Here is a 17,399-nt window from a genome sequence, read left to right on the forward strand (position 1 = left end):
AACACTGGAAAAGCAATGAAAATTTTCTCTAGGAAATTTGACGAAAGCCAGCCTGATTTGGGCATGTCCCCCCGTACTTTTCTTCGAGGAGGTGACTTATGGATATCCAGACATTGTCAGATGAATTGATTCTTTATGGTGTGACAGAGCAGATGCAAGATATGTATATCCAGTGTAAAGAGGAGCGTTGGCAGGTTGTTTTTCGTAAAGGGGAGACTTTCTATCCTTATTGTGAGCTAGATGAGACCGATGCCCGGCAGTTGATTACGCGATTTAAGTACTTGGGGGAGATGGATGTTGGGGAAAATCGCAAGGTCCAGCTAGGCGCCATCACTTATTCTTTGCCTGGGGGGCGGCAACAACGGTTACGGCTGTCGGGAGTGGGGGATTACCGCATGCGCAATAGCCTTGTTGTGCGCTTTTTGCATCCGTTTGTGGAGGCCGAGCCACGCTTTTTTATTCCTGAGCAACTAAAAGTTGTGGAAGAGGCCATGAAGCGTCGTGGTTTGTATTTGTTTGCTGGGCCTACCGGGAGTGGAAAGACCACCTTGATGTATCAATTGGCTCGACAAGCGCAAGGACAGGTGATTACCATCGAGGATCCCGTGGAAATTGAGGAACCCAATTTTTTACAGCTACAGGTAAATCCTAAAATCCAACAAACCTACGATGTGCTGATTCAATTATCTTTGCGTCATCGACCGGATGTTTTGATTATCGGAGAAATTCGTGATCAAGAAACCGCTCAAGCCGCCATTCGCGCAGCATTGACGGGAGTTAAGGTCTTTGCGACGGTCCATGCGAAGGGGATTGCTGGGACCAATGCTCGGATTCGCGAACTGGTAACGACGGAATCAGAACTTGGCGAATGTCTGGAAGGGGTTATCTATCAGCGCCTCCTCCCTTTTGATAAGCAGGGAGTGGGGGCTTTATTGGCGTATCGCTTTAGTGGAAGGGAGCTGCCGTATGACGATTGGCAAGAAAATTTACAAAACCTCTATCAACAAGGAGGCTTGGCTAGGGAGTTTTACGAAAAGGAAATTTAACGGCAAGTTGAAATCCCAACACTTGCAAACCTTGACAGATTTGTTGGTCAATGGATTTCCTTTGCCGGAAGCGTTAGAGGTGATGTTGCGCTCTCAACATTTCGATCAAGAACGACTGGCGAACTTTCACCAAAGACTAACTGAGGGGGCGCAGTTGGCAGACTGTTTCACCAATTTTGGCTTTACCCCGCAAGAAACGGCCCAAGTGGAATTAGCTCAACATCATGGAAATTTGATTGCCACCTTGCAAAATATCGCCCAGCAAATGGAATTGACCAATAAACAACGGCAAGAAATGGTTAAGACGTTGGCTTATCCAGTGTTGTTGTTAGTGTTTATTGCTGGGTTACTTGTGGGGATGCGACAGTTTTTACTTCCTCAATTATTAGCCACCGGTATGATGGATCCAAAACATTGGGGCATTCGCTTTTTGGTGGCAGCGCCCTATTGGTTGGCAGGGATTGTAGGTGGGGGACTTGTGTTGGGAGTATTGTTGAAATTACGTTTGCAATCTTTGAGCGCCATCCAAAAAAGCAGCCTTTGGAGTCGGCTACCCATTGTTGGCATGCTGTATCGCATGTTGGCTTCTAGTTATTTTGCCTTGGAGTGGGGCAAGTTGTTTCAAGAAGGACTGGAACTGCGGCAAATCATCGCCACGATGGGACAAACCAATCCCCGTTCTTTGATGCATCAGCTGGCAGCTGAATTGGATCGCGGGTTGCAGCAAGGGCATTCCTTGGCAGACCAATTGGCTCGCTACCGGTTTTTGACGCAGGAGTTTTCCTTGATTGTCTTTCAAGGGGAGGCAAAAGGACGGCTAGGGGCAGAATTGGTCTTGTATAGCCGCCTCACTCAAAAACGCTTTTATCAAAAGGTAGAAAAAATGCTTCATCTGTTGCAACCTTTGATTTTTTTATTTGTCGCATTGTTGATTGTCAGTGTCTATGCCGCTATGTTTTTGCCTCTTTATGGAAATTTGAACGAAATCATGTGAGTGGGAAAGGAATGCCAGATTGTCTTGGAAAGAAACTGATTTATGCTCTTTAAAAAATCCGTCTTGGAATTAAAAAAGGAGAGAGAAACATGAAAAAAAGCAAAAAATGGTTGAAAAAAGCTCGAGCATTCACTTTGGTGGAGGTGATGGTCGTTTTACTAATTATTGGTGTGTTGGTGATCATTTTGGTACCGAATGTTGGGACAGCCAAAGACACCGCTGATAAGCGTAGCGGGAAAGCAGTGGTGCAGTTGGTTAATAATCAAAAAATGCTATATGAAGTAGAAACAGGAAATTCTGTAGTAGATTTGGATGAGTTAGTGGATGGTAAGTATATTACCACTGAACAATTGAAGGCTTACAATGATTATTTGGCGAAATACCCAAACCCATAGAGCGTTTACCCTAGTCGAAACCCTGCTTGTTTTGGCGGTGATTAGCTGTTTTAGTTTGTTGCCGGTGTTGGCAGTGAAGCGGTGGCAAGAAGAGTTAGCGGTGACGCACTTTTTCAGTCGCTTTGAGAAGATGCTGTTGGTTAGTCAGCAGATTGCGATTATTGAGAAATATCAGACGACGCTCACAGTTGATCGGGGAAATCGAATGGTCACATTTGCTACTATTGGAACTGATGGGAAAACCGGAAGTGATTTTGAAGAGGATTCTTTTTCTGAAATAATCATACCAGAGGCAATTTATTTCAAAACGGCTGATGAAACTAGGTTTTCTTTCAGCACTCAATCGGGAAGTCCCAGTGCGCTTCGTAAAGTGTCCTTTTATCTCAAGGATAAGCCGATAACAGTTTCATACCAAATACAGATGGGAAGTGCACGCTTTGAAAAAACAGTGGAATAAGGCTTATATGTTGATCGAGGCTTTGGTTGCTTTAGGGATGTTAGCCACCTGTGTCATGATTTATCAGGCAGGAACTTTACAGCTGTTAGCTAATGAGCAAGAAAATTATCATCGGATTCGCTCAGCCCGCGTGTTACACGAAGAACTAAGAGAGTACCTGAAATATGATGGAGCTCTTGAGCGGGAGTTGATTTATGGCGAGGAGGTTTTTCAAGTCTTTTTTACGGAGGATAAGTGCTATGGCAAAGTGGTCAGCGACGCCTACGAATTGTCGATTCAAATGGACCCCACCGGCTTTTACGCTGATTGAATGTCTGCTGGCGTTGTTGGTGTTAGGGATGGCGCTGTTTTTTACAACGCCGCTGATCGAGACGACGATTCGAGCAGAGAAGCAGATGAGCAGTTATCGGGATCAAGAATTTGAGGTAGCGATGTTGCAGTTGGATTATGAGATGCGAGGTTTTAGATATTCTGAAAACTCACAAAATATACTGCGATACCTTGACAGTGATGGAAAGGTTGCCGATTTTCGCGTAGTCTCAGAGAATTTTGTTAAGACTTACAATCGCGGATACCATCCGTTAGTGACTAAAGTAACGCAAATTTATGTCCAAAAAACTAAAACAGCAGCAATGCTCACCTTTAGATGTAAAGACGGGAGGTTTCGTTATGCTAAAGTCCTTTTGGAGCCACCGCCTAAGATGGAAACCCTCGACACCCCTTAAAGGGGGCATCATGTTGTCGGCTTTGGGAATTATTCTGGTGGTGAGTGGCTTGTTTTATATGGCAATCGAGAATCGCCAGCTGACGACAAATGTCGCGGTGCGCACCCAAAGAGCCTATCGCGTACGAATCATGGAAGAGATGTTTTGGCATCACTACAAGCGTTTGCCGGAAGAAGAACGACCGGCCTCTGGGAAAATTGATTTTGCGGAAGGGTATCTGGAATTTGGCCCAGCTGTTGATACGAATCACAAAAAATTTAGAGTGAAGGTGATTCTTGATGGCCGCATTCACATTACGTACCATTCTGAAATAAAAAATGATCCAAATCCGGAGAGCAAGTGACCTTAAAAAGAAACAGCTTTAAACACGCACTGACACACAGGCGTTGACAAGGGAGATAGAACTCTTGTCGACGCCTTTTTGACGAGGGTGTAACAGTCAGACTGTTCGCTGTTTCACAAAGAAAAACAAGGAAATTCGTTGATAAATCAGGGGAAATCAGCTAGAATTATACAGGTATACGAGTTGTTATAATGAAAAGATGAGGTGACCTTGTGTTCCCTGAAAAAATTGAAAAAAGTTTTGAGTTGAACCTTGAAGCAATCCAATTGTTGCAAAATGCGTTACAGACGTCTTTTCTGGATGCTTACATCGAAAATGTCGAAAATCAATTGGATGATTATCAAGTCCGAGTGATGGATGGGCAACCCGATGAAGTGACGACTAAGCGCATCGAAAACTTGTACCAACAAATGCAAGAATTGCTATTGCAACCAGAGGAAATTCGCAAACTGTCGCAATTGTTACTCTTAAAAGGTAGCAAGACGGAAAAACTGCAACCCAACCATCAGTTGACGCCTGACGGGATCGGGTTTTTATTCGTGTATTTATTGGAACAGTTGCATCCACAAGACAAACCATTGACAGTCTTTGATCCAGCGGTGGGAATGGGAAATCTGTTATTGACAGCTTTGACCAATCTAACTCTGGCAAAGCGGACCGTTCGTGGCGTGGGTGTGGATAATGATGAGACGCTTTTGGCTGTGGCGGCTGCTGATGCACAGTGGGCCCAAACGCAAGTGCAGTTGTTTCACCAAGATGGGTTGCAAGATTTGTTATTAGACCCTGTGGACGCGGTTATCAGTGATTTGCCAGTGGGTTACTATCCAGTGGACGAAAAGGCGCAGCGCTTTTTGACAGCAGCTGACAAAGGGCATAGTTATGCGCATCATTTGCTGATGGAGCAAGGGATGGCTTACGTCAAAGAAGACAGCTTTGGTATTTTCTTGGTGCCGGCGAATTTCTTGGCGACGGAGCAATCCACTTATCTGAAAAAACTGTTCACGGAAAAAGTTTACTTGCAAGGAATCATCCAATTGCCAGAGGAACTATTTTTCAATAAGGATTCCCAGAAGAGTATCATCTTGTTGCAAAATCATGGCGAACATGCGAAGCAAGCGCCGGAAGTTTTAGTGGCCCAACTAACGACTCTGAAAGATCCAACAAAAATTACCGAGTTCTTTACACAATTCGAAGACTGGAAAGCCTCGAATTTATCGTAAAACCAAACTACCAGACAATCGAAGGAGACCAATGACATGAGCAAAACAATCGCAATCAACGCCGGCAGTTCCAGTTTGAAATGGCAATTGTACCAAATGCCGACGGAAAACGTCATCGCTAAAGGTATCGTAGAACGAATCGGCTTGGAAGATTCGATCTTTACGATTAAATATGGAGATGGCCAAAAATTTGAAACGGTAGAAAATATCAAAGACCATGAAGTTGCCGTTCAAATGTTATTGGACCATTTGATCGAATTGAAAATTATTCATTCTTATGAAGAAATCACTGGGGTGGGCCACCGGGTTGTAGCTGGTGGGGAAGCCTTCAAAGATTCCACGATCATCACTGACGAAGTATTGGAAAAAATTGAAGAACTGGCTGAATTGGCACCTTTGCACAACCCAGCCAATGCGATGGGGATTCGTGCCTTCCGCCATATTTTGCCAAATATCTTGTCTGTCGCTGTTTTTGATACGTCTTTCCATACGACTATGCCAGCTGTCAATTATATGTACAGCTTGCCAAAAGAATATTACACCAAATACGCTGCCCGGAAATACGGCGCCCACGGAACAAGCCATCGTTTTGTTTCCCAACGTGCCATCGAATTTTTGAACAAACCAGCAGAAGAAACGAAGATTATCACTTGCCATATCGGTAATGGGGCTTCTATCACAGCTGTTAAAGGCGGTAAATCAGTGGATACTTCCATGGGCTTCACACCACTTGCTGGGGTGACGATGGGGACTCGTTCTGGGGATATCGATGCTTCCTTGATTCCTTATTTGATGCGTAAAGAAGGCATTGATGATGTAAATGATTTCATCGATATCTTGAACAAAAAATCTGGGATCTTAGGCCTATCTGGGATTTCTAGTGACATGCGGGATGTCCAAAAAGCAGCAGCTAGCCACAATGACGATGCTGAATTGACTTTGGAAATCTACGCTGACCGGATTCGTAAATATATCGCTCAATACATCGCGGTGATGAATGGGGTAGATGCCATCGTCTTCACTGCCGGTGTTGGGGAAAATGCCGCTTATATCCGCGAAGCAGTCTTGAAACCAATGACTTGGTTTGGTATCAAACTGAATACTACAGTCAATAACTTGATCCATGGGGAAGAAGCTGAAATCACTGCTCCTGATTCGAAAGTGAAAGTCTTCGTGATTCCAACTGATGAAGAATTGGTAATCGCCCGTGACGTTCAACGTTTAGGTGCAAAATTGCGCTAGTTTTGATAAACAGGAAAAACGACGGAAATCTGCTGAAATGCTTCAGTAGTTCCGTCGTTTTTTATTGATTAAGCTAGCTTGGCTTTATGAAGATGTTCCATTCGAAACCGTATTTGCTAGTTCTTATCCAACCATTTTTGCATGGATGCCTCGGTTTGGTTGGTGATGTCTTTTTGCAGATCTTCTTTGATATCATAGCCTTCTAAAAAAGCGTCAGCAAAAGCTGCTACATCGGTGCCAGTTACTTCCAGGACGTCTTTTTGTTCTTTGGCGCCCGCTTCGAATAAATCGATTAAATCATGAAAGAGACTGGTGTCTTTACTTAGTGTCAAAGGAGCAATCTTAAATAAGTATTTTTGGATTTCTTGATAGACGATATGGTAGTCTTGGGGCAAAAGTTTGGCACGTTTTTGCAAGGCTCGCCAAGCTTTTTTATCCTGCAATGCTTCTTGTAAGCCCATGTGAATTCCTCGCTTTCCTAGTTTTTTGGCAACGGTATCGTTTAATTATTTGCGTAATTTGTCTCGGTAGTTTTTAGCCCCTTCGATTCGAGCGATTTCACTGATGAAATCATCGACATTTTCACCAATGACGCCACTGATTGGGAGGGCTTCGGCGGCACTTTCTTCAAAAAGATGCAAGACTCCTTCTAAAATCGGATAGAGGTTGCGACCAGTAAAATCACTAAATTGCCAAAGTTTTTGATTCAGTTCTTGCCAAGTCGTTTGGTAGTCTTGAGGTAATAAAGCTACGCGACGAGAGAGTTCTTTTTGCTTTTTGGTCATGTCATTACCGGTAATTTTGTCATAAAGATTCATGGTCATCCTCCTATTTTTTGATTTTAGCTAATTGGTCTGAAAGAAAAGCCCATTTTTTCCAAAAATCCTGTAGGTACGTTTCACCATCTGCGTTTAATCGATAAAACTTGCGGGCTGGTCCCAATTCAGATTTTCGTTTTTCAACAGTGACTAACTTCTTTTTTTCCAAACGTAGTAAGACGGTATAGACGGTGCCTTCTACGATATCTTGAAAGCCGAGGTCCACCAAAGTATTGGTGATTTCATAACCGTATGTTTCGCCACTATTCTGGATGACTTGCAGTACCACGCCTTCCAAGACACCTTTTAATAGCTCGGTCATTCCTTTCACAGCACTCATCCTTTCATGAGTTGGTTTATTACTGAGTAGGACTACATAATATTACAGAGTAGATAATCTGTCAACTACTTTGTAATGTTAAGTAGGTGAAGGGTAAGAAAAAAGAAGAGGTTTTCCTCTTCCCATTATTATTATACCGCTTCTGGTGTGGAAAAAACAGTCTTGTTTTTGAGGTGGGGTGGGTGTAGACTGCAGACTCATCCTAGTGAAAGGACGTGGGGAATTTGGCAGATGTCAGAAAACTTGAGGAGGCACGGCTGGCTTTCGTCTATGCCGAGTTAGTGAAGACGCAAAAACGACTGCAAGACTTGATTGCCACAAAAGACGCATCCGGCATGACTGATTTAGTGGCGATGGCTGGAGAAGTACGGCTAAATCATGACAATTTAGCGGATAATTTGGATACCTTTGCGAATATCGAAGCGTTGAACCGGCAAATTGATCAGTACAATTTGCAATTGGAAAGTAGCAAAAAGCAATTGGACAAAGTGGAACGGCTCTTGCCCAGTCCTTATTTTGGTAAGGTGTTGGTGGATTTTCTGGATAGGGAGCCATCAGAAGCCCTGTATATCGGAGTCAATGGTTTTACGGATGAGCAAGGGTCAGATTTGATTTATGATTGGCGCTCGCCAGTGGCAGAATTGTTTTATAACAATCAGTTGGGAACTTCTAGCTATCAAATTGATCAGGGGAAAGTGTCGGTAGCCATCGAAAAGCGGCGCCAATTACTGACGGAGTATGATTGTCTGATCAACTGGTTTGATAGTGGTACGGCGATCCAGGATGATGTCTTGTTGGCTGCATTGGCTGAAGATAATTCTACCCAGATGAAAGACATCACGGCCACTATTCAGCGGGAACAAAATCTGATTATTCGGGATACGAAACATCCGGTGGTTTTGGTCAATGGCGTCGCTGGGAGTGGGAAAACCTCGGCAATCATGCAGCGAATTGCCTATCTTCTCTATCGTAATCGAGGCCAGCTTAGTGCTGAAGAGATGTTGATCCTGTCGCCAAATCAGGCCTTTGGAAAATATATCGCTCAGGTCTTGCCTGCTTTAGGGGAAGCCAATCCGGTGACCTATACTTTACTCCAGTTGGTCAAAAAACTGATGGTATCTGGTGGCGCCGAGTTGGAAGATGAGACGGCGTATTTTAATCGGATTAGTGGAGGCGGCACGGTTGACCAGACTGGTATCACAGAAATTTTGCGATCACCGGTATTTTTGGAGGCATTGATCACTGAGAGGGATGAAACACCACAGTTTCATGCCATTGGTCACAAAGGTAAGACGCTGATTACGGTGGCACATTTGGAGCGCCTTTACACAGCTACCCCTTCGAATCGTCCCTTGCAGGAACGAATTCAGGGGATGAAACTCCGACTGGCTCAGGAGTGGGAACGCCATTTGATTCGACAAAGCCGTAGCGAGCAGCTTCATCAGCAACTGCTGTCTTTGACCGAGGAGCAACAACGAAAAATGATCGGCCACTTGCTGGAAGAAGCGGATGAAGAGTTATTAGAAGAATACGGCTTGCGGCTGTTACGGCGACGGTATCAAGGGGTGGTTCGTCAGATTCAGGACCTGGATTGGTTGGATGAAGAGGAACTGTTTGCCACGCATTTTCGTCAATCAGCCAAACAGGAGTTGCCTAGCAGGGGCAATCAAGGGGCTGAAATGCTGACAGTGGATTTGGCGATTGCTAAGTTGTATTTCCGTCATCACTTGATTGAGCCAATCCTAGTTCCTGACTTCAAGGTCATCATGGTGGATGAAGTCCAGGATTATTCTGCCGCGGCTTTGCGGTTCTTGCAAAGTTTATTTCCGAAAAGTCGCTTTACTTTGGTTGGGGATGAGAATCAGGCGATTTTTGATTCTCATAGTCGTTTTACGACGATGGTAAGTCTTTTTGGGGAGCAACGAGTGACATATTATCCCTTGGTAAAAAGTTACCGTTCCAGTGGCAATATCACGAGATTGTTTGGCTCATTATTGAAAGAGACGGATACTATTGAAATTCAGGGGATTCGACCGGCGGGAAGAGAAGTTGCTTGGTTAGAGTTGGCGAATGAGACCGATTTGCGGGAGGCCGTGTTAGCCTATGCCGCAAATCTACCAGAGGGCAATTTAACCATTTTAACAAAAACAGCACAAGAGGCCCAAGAAGTCGCATCCGTGTTTGCCGATCAGCCCCAGATTGCTGTCTATGCCATTCCTTTAGCCAAAGGGTTGGAGTTTGCAAATGTCTTGTTGGTGGCTGTTTCAAAAGCAAACTATCACCAAGGAAGAGATCGCCAGCTTTTGTACACGGGAATTTCTCGGGGGACGGAAACTGTGGGACTGATGTGGTCCGGCCAGCTTTCACCGTTGCTTGAAGGACAGGCTAAGTAAAAAGGTCGACTTGCTTCCAGAGAATCACTTGGACTGCAGCCGAACGGGTAAATGTCAATGAAAGAACCCTAAGCCCAACTAGTTGATTGAGCTTAGGGTTCTTTGGTTGGCATTGACCGGTCCCACTGCATCTTGAGGGATTTGCCGGAAACAAGACCAACTGGCTTTCTAATTCTGCTACGACTTCAGAGCGAGCCTCCTCTGTTTTCTTCTGATCAGTGTTAGCCAGCTTCTCCGGCTTTCTCGACTGTGCTCGAGGAAGTGTTACCGGTTATTGCAGTTGTTGTTTTGCCAGCGTCATCGCTGCTAGCGGAGGTGGTTTGTGATGATTCGGTGATATTACTCTCCGGCCACTTTAAATCCAGTAAAGCCATCATTTCATGATAGGCGGTTTCGATCCGTTGCCGTTTTTCTGCGGGTACTTGGTCAGCGTATCTTCCCTTTGGCAGATAATCTTCCGCCAAGTAGACTTGGTAGTCATAGGCTTGATTGACGACACCATCTTGGGTGTAAGTCGCTCCTTCAATCGGTTCTTTGGAAACCCAAGTCGGATGAGGGAGGATGTTGGAAATCGTCGTTTTATCCCCTTTTTTGGTCAGCTCTAACTCCATCAGCACGCCCCGTTCGCCCCAGTAATTTTGGATAGTTTCGTAGCGCTGGTTGGAAAGTAGATTTCCCATAGAGTAGATGATAAATTTTTGTTGGCCATCTTTTTCGATAATTTCTGTGGGTTCGGCAACGTGGGGATGACCGCCGAAAATGATATCGGCTCCTAAATCGATCATTTTGCGATAGGTGCTTTGTTGTTCTTCGGTAGGTGCCAGGGCATATTCAGTTCCCAGCTGAGGCATCACCACGGTGATATCCGCCAACTCCTCAGCTTTTTGAAGGTCGGCGGCGACTTTTTCCATATTCAAATCATGGAGGTATTTGTCGTAGTCAGCTTGACTGAGGTTGTTTTCCATCCCATTGAAACCATAAGCGTAAGCCAATAAGGCCACTTTGATGCCGTTGATTTCTTTAATCAGGATATCATTTTGCCCTTCAGGATTGACGCCAATCGTAGCGATGTCAGCTTTTTCAAAGGCTTTTGCGGTATAGTTCAAACCGTCAAGACCGGTATCCAAAATATGGTTGTGGGCGAGATCCACGACGTCAAAGCCGGCTTTTTGGATGCTCTTGACGACATCTTCGGGGGCGTTGAACATGGGAAAACCACTTAAGGGATAAGCAGGGTTGATGGTTCCTTCAAAATCCCCTAGACAAAGATCTGCACGATCCATGACGGTTGCTAGCTGTTCAAAGTCGTTGTCCAAGTCATAGCGTTTTTCGCCGTCGTTGTAGGCGCCACCAAAAACGACGTAATGATACAGCATATCGCCACTGGCGGTGATGGTAGCTTTGGTTTCCGTTGTTTCAGGAGTTTTTGCTTTGTCAGCGGGAGTGGAATCTTGGGTTTTTGGCGCTGTCTCAGGTAAGGTCCGAATTGGTTTATTCGGTTGGGAGGTAGCAAAGTAAAAGCCCAAAGGTGAGCAGATCAATAAAAGTGAAGCGATCCAGAGCATGATTTTGGTGCTGGTTTTCAATTTGAGGTGATGATGTTGCTGACGATTCATAGTTTCCTCCAAAAATTGCGACCTAATTGCTTGTTCTTTTATCTTTTTCTACAGTCTAAAGGAGATGGCTCAGAGATAAAAGGGGAATCCTATTAAAATTAACCTATTTTTCACAAAACATTCGCAATAGTGTGTAAACAGGTCCCTTTTTTAGAAAGCCAGTGTTAAAATGAGTGCTCATGGGTAGAGGAGGTGACCAGATGATTCCGCAAGAATTGGTGGAATATATTGAAACCAATGTTATTTTTAAATATCATCAACTGGATACGAGTCATGATACGACCCATGTCCGGCAGGTGATTGCCAATAGTTTTCAGATTATCCAGGAGCTAAAGGATGCCTCGATTGATGAGCGAATGGTCTATGTCGTAGCGGCTTATCATGATTTAGGTTTGCTGGCTGGACGGGCAGGACATGAGCAGCGATCAAAAGAGTTATTGTTAGCGGACAAGGGGTTGTCTCGTTGGTTCTCAGTGGCAGAGTTGCAAATGATGGGGGAGGCGGTGGCGGATCATCGTGCTTCTAGCAGTCATGAACCTAGGAGTATTTATGGCAAAATCGTGTCTGAAGCGGATCGGGATATCGATTTTTGGCGAATCTTACGGCGGACTTATGTCTATGCCATCGAAAAGAAACAGTTGCGACACCCGCAAGTTCTAACTGATGAGGCTTACGATTATCTCACCAAAAAATATGGCTGTGACAGTGGGCTTGTTTTCTGGCTAGAGTATTCACGAAATCACAAAAATCTGCAGGAGCTACAAGCTTTTCTGCAAAATCCTGAAGAGTTTGCTTCGGCGTGTCAGGAAGTTTATAAGAAACTACAGCAGGCTGGTTTTTTGGACCAGGCAGCTAGCTCTTGCGCCTCACTAGGATAGGTGTGAGATTATTAAAAAAAGCTGGAGGGATTCCTCCAGCTTTTGATTTAGATGAACTGTCTGCGCAGATGCATCTTTCAGCTTTGATTGTGGATTCAAGCGTAGAGTAAGTGGTGCACGCATCGCAACTCTAAGTTATTTATCGCGCCACTTTAGAGCTACTTTCAAGCCAATTCTACTTTAACGCTCTCCTTGCTAGTAGTGCTTATTGACAAAAAAGACTTAGCATTTAGAGGTCCAACACTGTTTGCAAAATTCAACGGAATCTAGCCTAAAAAGGGGTTTCGTTGAATCGACGCACTTTCCGCTAGTTATTTACGTTCTTTGACAATTTCCAAAAACTCATCTAGGTCTTGGCGATGGGTTAGCTGGCGATTGCAGGCATCACTGTCGATGCAAATGTAGTTGCCTTTTTTGGTGTAAGTGCCTTCTGAGCCAGTTTTGGTTGTCGCCATAAACAAGGCGACGTTGCTTTCTTTGTGGCAGATGGCACAGACATTTTTTTTGACACTTGCGGGAATCGAGCCGGCAATTCCGGTTAAGCGACCGTCAGCATACAACAGCAAATATTTTTTTTGACTGCCGGGGTCGTTCCAGCCGAGATAGGTGTGTTCTCGCAAGTCGATTTGATCGAAATCTGGCAGCTTTAGCTTTTTGACTTTGCGAAAGACCTTTTCTATTTGTTTGGTAGACGGCTTGGCAAAAGGGACGACAAAGTCTTTGAAGTCCTCAAAAAAGCGTTGGGTCTTGGCCTTGGTCACCCGGGTATCCATGATAAAGTCGATCAACTCTTGGATTTCTGGATAATCTTCGGGAACATTTTCACGAATCTTGGCGACGGTTAATGCTTGAACCGTTTGGATCGTATGTGGATCGTTGACAGATTGATAGACGTTGATCAGCTCGTCTGCCGCTTGGCGCAAGGCCATGAATTGATATGGTTGGATTGTTGGTTTCATAGTTATTTTCCTTTCCGGATTGCCTTATTTTTAGGCAACAAACACTGCTGATCCCGGAAAAGGTCCAGGTATCAGCCTAACAGCCGACAACCTGTGTTTTAGAAGATACAAAACGTATCATCTGATCACCCCCAGTTACTAGCCAATATTTTAGCATGTTTTTGTTAAGTTGCAAGAACCAATCCTTGAGCTTAAGGTTTTCTATAGGCAAAACTTATAGCTGGCGATTGCTTTTAGCGATTATCCAATCCGACCATGAGATGCTACACTAACTGGTAAGCAATCTTGAATGAAGATTAATCAAACATGGAGGCGTTTTTGGATGAGTCAAGCAGAGCGTACAATTTTGGATTTAGTGGGGCAAACCCCAATTGTAAAGCTGCAACACAGCGTACCCGCAGATGCAGCAGATGTCTATGTAAAACTGGAGTACTTCAACCCAGGCTCTTCAGTGAAAGACCGGATTGCCTTGGCGATGATTGAAAAAGCCGAAGCAGAGGGGAAACTGACTGTTGGTGGGACAATCGTGGAACCGACTTCCGGTAACACTGGTATTGGGCTGGCGATGGTCGGGGCGGCTAAAGGGTATCAGGTGGTTATCGTGATGCCAGACACCATGAGTATTGAACGCCGCAAATTGATGCAAGCATACGGCGCCCAACTAATTTTGACTCCGGGTGCAGAGGGGATTAAAGGCTCGATTGCCAAGGCGAAAGAACTGGCAGAGGCTAACGGCTGGTTTTTGCCATTACAATTTGAAAATCCGGAAAACCCATTGATCCACGAATTAACTACGGGTAAAGAAATTGTGGAGACTTTTGCAGGAGAAACATTGGATGCTTTTGTTGCAGGCATTGGCACTGGCGGCACGATCACTGGAGCGGGGCGGGCCTTGCGAAAGGCGTATCCAGATATTTTGATTTACGGCGTTGAACCAGCCGAATCAGCAGTTTTGGAAGGGGGCCAGCCAGGACCTCACAAAATTCAAGGGATTGGCACTGGTTTTGTGCCAGCTACTCTGGATACGGCAATCTATGACGAGGCGGTATCTGTGACGAGTGAAGCGGCTTTGGCTACTGCACGAAAAATTGGGCAAACAGAAGGGCTGTTGGTAGGAATCTCAGCTGGCGCGGCCATCAATGCGGCACTAACGGTTGCGGCTGAGTTGGGAGCGGGCAAAAAAGTTTTAGCCATCGTGCCTGATAATGGCGAACGTTATTTGTCGACAGCCTTGTATCAATTTGAAGACTGATGTGCTCTCTAGTCGTTGAACCTTCCCTAAAATAAACATACAAAGAAGCCCTTTTTCTTGATGAGTTGTCATCTAGGAGAAGGGCTTCTTTATGTTTGGATTGATCTGTTATTTCTTAACAATCAAATTGATGGCTTGTTGGATTTTCGCTTCTTGGTTTTCTTGGTCTTCTGTGGGATGCTGCAGGCAATTTTTTAGATTTTCGGCAACGATAAGGCCCATGATGCGGTCGACACTAGAACGGACAGCGCTAAGTTGTGTTACTACATCAACGCATTGAGCTTCTTCTTCAATCATTTTTTGAATGCCTCGGAGCTGACCTTCTGCCCGCTTGAGGCGATTGATTAGCTGTTTATCGCAAGCGGTCATTATTCTATCTCACCTCTCCAAGCGGACATGCCGCCCATGACGTTGGTGACATCGTAGCCTTGGCTTCCGAGAAATTCCGAAGCGTTGGCCGAGCGAGCGCCGGAGTGGCAAATGACGAAGTATGGCTGTTCTTTGTCCAATTGAGTATAGCTTTGAGCTAGTTCGCTTAATGGCATGTTGATGGCTCCGGGGATGTGGCCGTTTTGGTATTCATCGACTTCCCGGACGTCGATAATTGGTTTGTTGTTTCTTTCTTGGTAAAATTCATCGTTTGAAATAGATTGATACATGTTTTTTCCTCCTTGAAAGGGTTAGTTTGTTGGTTTAAGTCCTTTGACCGTTTTGTAAAGAGCGAAGGCGCCATCGAGGTTTTTCACCTTGAAGCCGGCTTGTTTCAGGATTCGTTCTCCCAGATAGCTTCGTAGTCCGCTGTGACAACTGATGATGTATTCCTGGGTAGGGTCTAGTTCTGATAAGCGGCAGCGCAATTCGTCTAAAGGGATATTGATGGCATCAGGAAATTGGCCGTTTTGTTTGAGCTCATTTGTAGCCCGGACATCCAAGAGTTTCTTTCCTGCAGCTAGTTCGTCTGCCAGTTGGTACCATTGAATATTTTCGCTGAGACCTTCTACTAAGTTCATAGCCGCGTACCCTAACATATTCACCGGATCTTTGGCAGAACCAAAAGGCGGTGCGTAGGTGAATTCCAGTTCTGGCAAGTCGAAAATGGTCAAGTCACCTTTGATTGCAGTCGCTAAAATGTCAATCCGTTTATCCACGCCTTTCGCACCAATTCCTTGGGCACCGTAGATTTTACCGGTTGCTTTGTCGAATACCAGTTTCAATAAGATGTCCGTTGCGCCAGGATAGTAGCCTGCGTGATCTTTGCCGGAAACGTGAACCACTTGAACGTCATAACCAGCTTGTTTAGCGGCCCGTTCGCTCAATCCAGTGGAGGCTGCCGTCAAGTCAAAGACGCGTACGATGGCGGTCCCGATGCTGCCTTTGTTTTTACGAGACAATCCAGCGATGACATCGGCGACTTGCCGACCTTGCCGATTGGCTGGGGAAGCGAGGGAAATCAATGTATCCTCTCCGGTAATTTGCTGTTTTACCACGATGGCATCTCCGACAGCATAGATATTTGCGACACTTGTTTGATAGTTTTCGTCTACTAGAATGCCCCCTCGGAAACCAAGTTCGATGCCAGCCGTTTGGGCCAAGGTAGTTTCTGGTTGGACCCCTACAGCGAGAATTGTCAAATCAGAGGATAGGCTAGAGCCATCCTCTAAGATGATCTCTTGCCCTGCTTGGCGAAAAGCAGTGGCAGATTGGGAAGTGATGACTGTCACATCATTTTTTTCCAGTTCTTGTTTTACATAAGCCGCCATTTCTTCATCTAATGGGGGCAACACTTGAGGTGTTTTTTCCACGACCGTGACGGCAAGGCCCCGTTTTTGGAGATTTTCGGCCATCTCTAAACCAATAAAACCAGCGCCGATTACGGTGACGTGCTGTAGTTGGTGAGCATCGACGTAAGCCATGATGCGATCCAAATCAGGGACATTGCGCAACGTAAAGACGTTTTGAGCTTCAGCTAGGCCTTCGATTGGAGGAATAAAAGGTTTGGCTCCAGGAGATAAAATCAAATAATCATAAGTTTCGGTTACTGTTTCTGTGCCATGGGCAATGGTGAGTTCTTTTTTCTCAGGGTGGATAGCGATCACTTCATGATTGGGACGTACATCCAGTCCGAAACGGGCCTGCAGTGCTTGCGGTGTTTGCACAATCAATGACCCGTGATTGCTGATTTCACCAGAGACATAGTAAGGCAGTCCACAGTTGGCAAAGGAAACATCTGGCCCCTTCTCCAATACAATAATTTCGGCATCTTCCATCAAGCGGCGCAATCGAGTCGCTGCTGACATGCCGCCGGCTACACCGCCGACGATTACAATTTTAGTCATGCGTATTTTCCTTTCCTAGTTGAATTTGTCCAACGATTCATACCGCCAGCGACATTGACTACCTCATAACCTTGCTTTTTCAAGGCGCGAGCAGCTTGTTTACTTCGCATACCCGATTGGCAAATCACGTAAACGGTCTCTGTATTTTTTTGCCGGTAACTATTAATCTTGTCTAACGGGTGATTTTTGGCTCCAGGGATATGCCCTGACTGGTATTCGCTTGGTGTTCGAACATCCAATATCGTGGGCTTTTCTTTTAGTTTTTCGGCTAATTCCGCTGTCGAAATGCTGGGAATTGCTTGAAATAGGTTAAACATTTGGTTCTCCTTTCTATACCTGTATGGGTATATTAAAACCCAAGCTGGTGCGGAAGTCAATTGTTGTG

General features: G+C 45.1%; 21 protein-coding genes. 12 read left to right on the plus strand and 9 right to left on the minus strand.

The features are described 5' to 3' along the window. Positions 1–98: 98 nt before the first annotated feature. The 9 genes from comGA to ACO03U_RS07905 all read left to right on the plus strand — a co-directional run bounded on the left by comGA (position 99) and on the right by ACO03U_RS07905 (position 6,422). Positions 99–1,046 carry a competence type IV pilus ATPase ComGA gene (comGA, locus tag ACO03U_RS07865; protein WP_204686425.1) on the plus strand — a complete coding sequence of 316 codons (948 nt, stop codon included), beginning with the start codon at positions 99–101 and terminating at the stop codon, positions 1,044–1,046. After that, positions 967–2,040, plus strand: a complete 1,074-nt coding sequence (comGB, locus tag ACO03U_RS07870) for a competence type IV pilus assembly protein ComGB (protein ID WP_204686423.1) — start codon at positions 967–969, stop codon at positions 2,038–2,040. Before comGA ends, comGB begins: the two co-directional genes overlap by 80 nt. Before the next feature lie 89 nt (positions 2,041–2,129). Continuing rightward, positions 2,130–2,435 (plus strand): competence type IV pilus major pilin ComGC, encoded by a 306-nt coding sequence (comGC, locus tag ACO03U_RS07875; protein WP_161870570.1) that lies wholly within the window; start codon positions 2,130–2,132, stop codon positions 2,433–2,435. After that, on the plus strand, positions 2,404–2,892 hold the full coding sequence (gene comGD / locus ACO03U_RS07880) for a competence type IV pilus minor pilin ComGD (RefSeq protein ID WP_204686421.1): 489 nt from the start codon (positions 2,404–2,406) through the stop codon (positions 2,890–2,892). The genes comGC and comGD overlap by 32 nt, the downstream gene beginning before the upstream one ends. Then, positions 2,873–3,202 (plus strand): hypothetical protein, encoded by a 330-nt coding sequence (locus ACO03U_RS07885; RefSeq protein WP_161870572.1) that lies wholly within the window; start codon positions 2,873–2,875, stop codon positions 3,200–3,202. The genes comGD and ACO03U_RS07885 overlap by 20 nt, the downstream gene beginning before the upstream one ends. Next, positions 3,132–3,617, plus strand: a complete 486-nt coding sequence (gene comGF, locus ACO03U_RS07890; protein WP_161870573.1) for a competence type IV pilus minor pilin ComGF — start codon at positions 3,132–3,134, stop codon at positions 3,615–3,617. The genes ACO03U_RS07885 and comGF overlap by 71 nt, the downstream gene beginning before the upstream one ends. A 10-nt stretch (positions 3,618–3,627) precedes the next feature. Next, positions 3,628–3,960 carry a competence type IV pilus minor pilin ComGG gene (gene comGG, locus ACO03U_RS07895; protein ID WP_204686419.1) on the plus strand — a complete coding sequence of 111 codons (333 nt, stop codon included), beginning with the start codon at positions 3,628–3,630 and terminating at the stop codon, positions 3,958–3,960. A gap of 212 nt (positions 3,961–4,172) precedes the next feature. After that, positions 4,173–5,180 (plus strand): class I SAM-dependent methyltransferase, encoded by a 1,008-nt coding sequence (locus tag ACO03U_RS07900; RefSeq protein ID WP_204686417.1) that lies wholly within the window; start codon positions 4,173–4,175, stop codon positions 5,178–5,180. Between the two features lie 36 nt (positions 5,181–5,216). Beyond that, positions 5,217–6,422, plus strand: coding sequence for an acetate/propionate family kinase (locus ACO03U_RS07905; RefSeq protein WP_161870576.1), 1,206 nt, complete (start codon positions 5,217–5,219; stop codon positions 6,420–6,422). A 116-nt stretch (positions 6,423–6,538) separates the two neighbouring features. Here ACO03U_RS07905 and ACO03U_RS07910 read toward each other — a convergent pair whose 3' ends face one another. Genes ACO03U_RS07910 through ACO03U_RS07920 form a run of 3 tightly spaced genes read right to left on the minus strand, consistent with a single transcriptional unit; the run spans position 6,539 to position 7,571 of the window. Beyond that, the gene (locus tag ACO03U_RS07910) at positions 6,539–6,883 is read right to left on the minus strand and encodes a DUF1048 domain-containing protein (RefSeq protein ID WP_204686415.1); all 345 of its coding nucleotides are present in this window, start codon (positions 6,881–6,883) and stop codon (positions 6,539–6,541) included. Positions 6,884–6,928: 45 nt separating this feature from the next. Continuing rightward, positions 6,929–7,240, minus strand: coding sequence for a DUF1048 domain-containing protein (locus ACO03U_RS07915; protein WP_204686413.1), 312 nt, complete (start codon positions 7,238–7,240; stop codon positions 6,929–6,931). Positions 7,241–7,250: 10 nt separating this feature from the next. After that, the gene (locus tag ACO03U_RS07920) at positions 7,251–7,571 is read right to left on the minus strand and encodes a PadR family transcriptional regulator (protein ID WP_204686411.1); all 321 of its coding nucleotides are present in this window, start codon (positions 7,569–7,571) and stop codon (positions 7,251–7,253) included. 233 nt (positions 7,572–7,804) lie between these two features. Here ACO03U_RS07920 and ACO03U_RS07925 point away from each other — a divergent pair, with 233 nt between their 5' ends. Beyond that, entirely contained in the window at positions 7,805–9,973 is a 2,169-nt protein-coding gene (locus ACO03U_RS07925; protein ID WP_204686409.1) for a HelD family protein, read from the plus strand. Positions 9,974–10,194: 221 nt separating this feature from the next. Here ACO03U_RS07925 and ACO03U_RS07930 read toward each other — a convergent pair whose 3' ends face one another. Next, entirely contained in the window at positions 10,195–11,589 is a 1,395-nt protein-coding gene (locus tag ACO03U_RS07930; RefSeq protein ID WP_204686407.1) for a CapA family protein, read from the minus strand. Positions 11,590–11,789: 200 nt separating this feature from the next. Between ACO03U_RS07930 and ACO03U_RS07935 the strand changes: the two genes are divergently transcribed. Next, a complete protein-coding gene (locus ACO03U_RS07935) occupies positions 11,790–12,467 on the plus strand; it encodes an HD domain-containing protein (protein WP_204686405.1) in 678 nt (225 codons plus the stop codon). Positions 12,468–12,778: 311 nt separating this feature from the next. Here ACO03U_RS07935 and ACO03U_RS07940 read toward each other — a convergent pair whose 3' ends face one another. Beyond that, positions 12,779–13,426, minus strand: a complete 648-nt coding sequence (locus ACO03U_RS07940) for a FusB/FusC family EF-G-binding protein (RefSeq protein ID WP_204686403.1) — start codon at positions 13,424–13,426, stop codon at positions 12,779–12,781. A gap of 322 nt (positions 13,427–13,748) precedes the next feature. On the opposite strand from ACO03U_RS07940, the gene cysK reads away from it, so the two are divergent. Next, positions 13,749–14,678 (plus strand): cysteine synthase A, encoded by a 930-nt coding sequence (cysK, locus tag ACO03U_RS07945; RefSeq protein WP_204686401.1) that lies wholly within the window; start codon positions 13,749–13,751, stop codon positions 14,676–14,678. 108 nt (positions 14,679–14,786) lie between these two features. Here cysK and ACO03U_RS07950 read toward each other — a convergent pair whose 3' ends face one another. The 4 genes from ACO03U_RS07950 to ACO03U_RS07965 are packed head-to-tail and all read right to left on the minus strand — an operon-like array spanning position 14,787 to position 17,331. Continuing rightward, positions 14,787–15,047 carry a metal-sensitive transcriptional regulator gene (locus ACO03U_RS07950; protein WP_204686399.1) on the minus strand — a complete coding sequence of 87 codons (261 nt, stop codon included), beginning with the start codon at positions 15,045–15,047 and terminating at the stop codon, positions 14,787–14,789. Continuing rightward, positions 15,047–15,337 (minus strand): rhodanese-like domain-containing protein, encoded by a 291-nt coding sequence (locus tag ACO03U_RS07955; protein WP_204686398.1) that lies wholly within the window; start codon positions 15,335–15,337, stop codon positions 15,047–15,049. The genes ACO03U_RS07950 and ACO03U_RS07955 overlap by 1 nt, the downstream gene beginning before the upstream one ends. A gap of 21 nt (positions 15,338–15,358) precedes the next feature. After that, entirely contained in the window at positions 15,359–17,014 is a 1,656-nt protein-coding gene (locus ACO03U_RS07960) for an FAD-dependent oxidoreductase (RefSeq protein ID WP_204686396.1), read from the minus strand. Continuing rightward, positions 17,011–17,331 carry a rhodanese-like domain-containing protein gene (locus ACO03U_RS07965; protein WP_204686394.1) on the minus strand — a complete coding sequence of 107 codons (321 nt, stop codon included), beginning with the start codon at positions 17,329–17,331 and terminating at the stop codon, positions 17,011–17,013. The genes ACO03U_RS07960 and ACO03U_RS07965 overlap by 4 nt, the downstream gene beginning before the upstream one ends. Positions 17,332–17,399: the final 68 nt, after the last annotated feature.

The sequence above is a fragment of the Enterococcus diestrammenae genome (assembly GCF_049384045.1).
GTDB classification, from domain to species: domain Bacteria; phylum Bacillota; class Bacilli; order Lactobacillales; family Enterococcaceae; genus Enterococcus_C; species Enterococcus_C diestrammenae.